6 protein-coding genes (1 of these 6 only partly in view) are annotated in these 4,481 nt (G+C 69.6%); 4 read left to right on the plus strand and 2 right to left on the minus strand.

Annotated features, from left to right (window positions below; translation table 11 throughout):
* Positions 1 to 164 carry the 3' portion of a winged helix-turn-helix transcriptional regulator gene (locus FrCorBMG51_RS18075; protein ID WP_047224239.1) on the plus strand. Its footprint begins 355 nt before the window's first position, so only the last 164 of its 519 coding nucleotides appear in the window; its start codon lies beyond the left edge, outside the window; it ends in the stop codon at positions 162 to 164.
* 77 nt (positions 165 to 241) lie between these two features.
* On the opposite strand, the gene FrCorBMG51_RS18080 is transcribed toward FrCorBMG51_RS18075, so the two are convergent.
* Entirely contained in the window at positions 242 to 1,372 is a 1,131-nt protein-coding gene (locus FrCorBMG51_RS18080; protein ID WP_157180561.1) for a hypothetical protein, read from the minus strand.
* 618 nt (positions 1,373 to 1,990) lie between these two features.
* Here FrCorBMG51_RS18080 and FrCorBMG51_RS18085 point away from each other — a divergent pair.
* Both FrCorBMG51_RS18085 and FrCorBMG51_RS18090 read left to right on the plus strand, forming a co-directional pair.
* Complete coding sequence (locus tag FrCorBMG51_RS18085; protein WP_157180562.1) at positions 1,991 to 2,629, plus strand: response regulator transcription factor; 639 nt, start codon at positions 1,991 to 1,993, stop codon at positions 2,627 to 2,629.
* 71 nt (positions 2,630 to 2,700) lie between these two features.
* Entirely contained in the window at positions 2,701 to 3,435 is a 735-nt protein-coding gene (locus FrCorBMG51_RS18090) for a response regulator transcription factor (protein WP_052914807.1), read from the plus strand.
* Here FrCorBMG51_RS18090 and FrCorBMG51_RS18095 read toward each other — a convergent pair.
* Positions 3,422 to 3,817 (minus strand): hypothetical protein, encoded by a 396-nt coding sequence (locus tag FrCorBMG51_RS18095; RefSeq protein ID WP_047224240.1) that lies wholly within the window; start codon positions 3,815 to 3,817, stop codon positions 3,422 to 3,424. The two genes, FrCorBMG51_RS18090 and FrCorBMG51_RS18095, sit on opposite strands and share 14 nt — an antisense overlap.
* Before the next feature lie 269 nt (positions 3,818 to 4,086).
* Here FrCorBMG51_RS18095 and FrCorBMG51_RS18100 point away from each other — a divergent pair, with 269 nt between their 5' ends.
* Positions 4,087 to 4,350, plus strand: a complete 264-nt coding sequence (locus FrCorBMG51_RS18100; protein ID WP_047224241.1) for a hypothetical protein — start codon at positions 4,087 to 4,089, stop codon at positions 4,348 to 4,350.
* Positions 4,351 to 4,481: the final 131 nt, after the last annotated feature.

The raw sequence follows: 4,481 nt of genomic DNA on the forward strand, positions 1-4,481 counted from the left end.
GGGGGCCGTCGGTCGTCGTCCGGCACCGGCCCGCCACCGACGAGGACGCCTGCGACGAGCCGGTCAGGGTTGTTCTCGCATGCGCCGCGGGGCACACCCATCTGCCGCCGCACGCCGTCCACCGTGCGCCCGGACCAGGTGCACGCTTCCTGGACACCACCTGACCGCCTGACCGCGCATCCCCTGACAGGACCCCCGCCCAGACCAGCAGCGTCACCGAACAATCACTCGTCGAACATGCCTAGCGCAGGGTGGCGCAGGGGGTGGGCTCGATGGAGGTGGCGTTGTCGTGCGGTTCACCGAGGGTGAGTACCCGCATGTGGGTGAGCAGGCTCTGCGGCAGGTCGACATATGTCTGGTCCCCCCAGGGATAGGGCACCGTGGTCGACAGCGGGTTCTGCGCGACGAGGCCGACGCCGCCGCCGGTGTCGCCGAGGATCATCCCGTACCGCTGGAGCGCGCGAGCAATGATCATTTCGTACTGGTTGAGGCCGAGGGTGGACAGGTCCACGCCGGGGTCGAGTTGGAGGCGTGCGCCCTCGGGGATCGCGCCGACGTTCGTGCTCGTACCGTCGGCTTCGGTGGCCGGCAGGACGGGAGCACCCGCCCTCGTCTGCGGGTAGGCGAAGAACAGGGCGTGCCTGATCTCGCCGTCCCGCAGTTCCTCGGGCCGGATCACCCCCGCGGCGCCGGCCGCGCCCGAACCGGTCGCCGACAGGCCGCGGGGGTACCAGCCCGGCCCGGCCGTGGAGGTCGCGTTCGCCCAGGATGCCGACCATCCGCCGTCGGCGTTGCGTACCGCCTGCCAGAAGTCGTACTCGCACCCGGTCGAACGGTCGATGATCACCATGTGGCCGTCGCCGGCCGGGTCGGGCACGGCGTGCGCGGGGATCGGGACGCCGGAGATCGTCGATGCCGGCGCCCACGGGGCGGTCAGCGTGACGGTGTGGCGTGGGGTGGTTGCGTCGGCGTAGTGCAGCGGCCTCGACCACTCCCTGACCGCGATCACGAAGCCCTGTGCCCGCGCGGCCTCGACGACCGTGCGCAGCATCGTGGCCGAGTTCGCGTCGGCTCCCGCGTCCGGTGGGACCAGGGTGTTCCACAGGCTCGTCGGCGAGTAGAGCGCCGGTGCCGGTGTGGTGGCCGAGGGGGACGGCGGAGTGGGCGTCGGCAGCTGCGGCTGCTGGCAGGCCTGGAGACCGGCGCCTGCCAGCAGTGCCAGCAGGACCGGCATCAGCGCGGCGGGCCGCCGCCGCGGCCTGGGCCGTAGGTCGGGCGGCCTGACCGGCACAGAACCGACCGGCACAGGATCCACCGGTACGGGATCCACCGGCACGGGATCGGCCGGCATGAACAGGTGATTATTGGGCATGTTACTTCCTTATGGGTACGACCACCCCCCCGGGCGGAGGCACCGTAACAGTTCGCTCCCGGTAGTCCAAAATCCGAACAAGACCGTTACGGTGCCCATATCGGTGTTATCGCGGTAACGACCCGGCGAAGCACGTGGAGTCAGTACAAATGGTTGCTCCACAACTGCGGGAACCACCCTTTTCACCGTCCGCCGGGATATGTCGGAACGCGTTCGGGGGCCGATGCCGATGGTGATGCCCGCCGGATCCCGGCTGATTCCGCCGCCGTGCCCGACGGACACCGGCCTGGGACGGGGCGTGCCGCGTCGGTGCGGTCACCACCAGCAGCGGTTCCTGATGGTCCCGTCCGCGCGTCACGTCGCCGACGCCGTGTGATGTGCCGCGGCGTGTATGCGGAATACCGTCGCCGTGGCCGGGTACGAGTCAGTCGGTCCTCGTTGCCGGGCGAGGACACCGGCTGCCGAGGAGGAGACGCCGGTCGCCGAAGAAAGATGCCGAAGGAAGTCAGCTGACGACAATGCCGGACGAAACGGCGTCGGACGAACGTGTCAGAGATACGGGGGAATCATGACGGCGATGTCGGCCGGCCCGGCCCGGAGTACCTGTCGGGGCATGCCGTGAGGGTGGTTCTCTGCGACGACCACCGCATGTTCGCCGAGGGCATGGCGACGGTGCTGGCCACGCGTGGCTGGACGGTGTGCGCCGTGGCTTTCACCACCGCCGACGCCGAAAGCGCGATCCGACGTCATCGGCCCGACCTGGGGATGATCGACCTCGGTTTCCCGGACGGCGACGGCCTGGATCTGATCCGTTCCCTCGCCGGACTGGCACCGGCGACAAACCTGTTGCTGCTCACCGGTTCCACCGACGCCGCGGCAGTCGGTGCCGCCATTCGGGCCGGCGCCGGCGGGGTCGCGTCCAAGACGCAGGGCATCGAACGGGTCATCGCGATCGCGGAACGTGTCGGCCGTGGAAAGACGATGACCGATGTGTGCGCTGTTACGCAAGGTGCGCGCATCCCCCGCCGCCCTGCCGCGCGGGCAACCGTCGCCACCCTGCTGACCAGCCGGGAACGGGACGTGCTCGGCCGGCTCGGCCGAGGGCAGAGCACCGCCGTTCTCGCGGCGGATCTTGGCATCACGGTGAACACGGCGCGTTCGCACATCCAGAATGTGCTCACCAAACTCGGCGTGCACAGCCGGCTGGAGGCCGCCGCGCTGGCGGCCAGGTCCGGTCTGCTGGACCGCGCCGGCTGACTCTCGGAGGGTGACTCCCGGGGGCTGATCCGAGGTGCGTCGGAGGTGTACTCAAAGTACCTGGACGGTACATGTCCAGCATGCGACCGAGCCGGCTACTGATCGCCGATTCCCAACGCGCCTTCAGTGATGTCATCGCCGCCGCCATACGTGTCGAGAACGATTTCACGGTGGTGGACACGGTGCCCAGCACAGAGATGGCGAGCAGGATTCTGGACCTGCGTCAGGTGGACGTTCTCCTACTTGACGTGGAACTTCTCATGGCGGATACTGCCGAACTTGTCAGGTGGCTGCGGCGGCTGTGTGAACGGCTGCCAACAGTCATTGTGACCGATATGGAAGACCCATCTCTGGCCATCGCCGCGGTACGCGCCGGAGTACGTTCGTGGGTGCCGAAAAGGCTGGATCTGCACCATCTGATATCCGTGGTGCGAGGTATCCGTGACGGTGAGAGCTGGTTTCCGCCGCCCCTGTTGGGGGCCGTTCTCACCGAGCTGGCACGGTCGGCGCAGCCGTCCCCCGCGCAGCGGAAACTCGCCACTCTCACCCGCCGTGAACGGCAGATCCTGCAGTGCATGGTGAACGGGCTCGACCGCGGCGCCATCGCCGCCCAGCTGTTCCTGTCCTCGAACACCGTGCGCACCCACGTCCAGAATCTGCTCGGCAAGCTTGAGGTCCATTCCGGGCTGGAGGCGGTCGCGCTGGCCGCCCGCGCCGGTATCGTTCCTGGCGGAACACCGGGCGAGGCAGCGGCCTTCGCCGGCGCGGCCGGAACCTGGCCGGCAACGAATCTCAACCAACACTGACGGACGCGGTGCCGCTGGCCGTGGCGGTGGGCGCGCTCTGCCCGGGTGCGGCGGCGGTCCCGTGCCCGGGGCGGGACAGCGCCAGCGCGAGCAGCCCGCCAGCCAGGGAGATCGCGGCGATGACGTACCAGCCGTGCTGAAAGCCGGCCAGCCGCGCCCACGGCCCGTCCGGGGTGCCCAGCACGGCGACGAGCATGGTGACGAGCACGGCGACACCGACAGCGATACCGATCTGACGGATCATGCTGACCACGGCGGATCCGGTGGCGAACCGCGCGGACGACCGTTGGGCTGTGCCTCCCGCGGGCCCGCCCGTCCAGCTCGTGCACGAGGCCTGCGGCCAGGTGGCCGAGGCGATCCCAACCTGCTCGCGGTGCGGCACCACCCTCCGCGTGGGAGACGTACGGGTAATTGCGGTACAGGCGCGGCCGACAGCAGAACCCTGCCGCCTCCCGTACGTCACTGACCGCCGCCGACATCAGGGCTGCCCGCTGCCCGATGTCCGTTGCCGGGCTTGTGCGGCAACGCCGCGGACGGGTGTGACGGCAGGCCCGGACACCGGGCGTCGCCACTCGGTCGCATGGCTGTACGTAACCGTATGTTCACTCTGTTGCCGCCGGTCGTCCGCGGACGGCCGGCAATGTTGTCGTCATGACAGAGCCGCCGGTGGTCATATTCGGTCAAAGTGCCGATGGTGACAGATGGTGGGCGCTCCTGCCCTCCGCCGAGGTCCTGCGCGCGTCACGTTTCGACGATCTCCTCACCCGTGTCGAGCGCGCGATGGCCGGGCAGGCGCCCGGCCGCCCGTTCGCGTTCATGCTCGACCATCGCGGCATCCGCGAACCGGGCGTCACACCACGCCCGCGCCGACGCGGCCGCCGCCCGACACGCCCGTCCCAGCCGTCCACGGGATGAAGCCGTCCATGGGATGAAAAGGGTGAACAAAACATGGCGCCGGTTGCCCAGGCGCTCGCCGAGTGGCGCCACACGGCCGAGGCCCACGCCGACCCGGGACCGCGCGCCGTTTGGCTGGTGGCGGGCCGCCG

It is taken from the genome of Protofrankia coriariae, from assembly GCF_001017755.1.
Classification (GTDB): domain Bacteria; phylum Actinomycetota; class Actinomycetes; order Frankiales; family Frankiaceae; genus Protofrankia; species Protofrankia coriariae.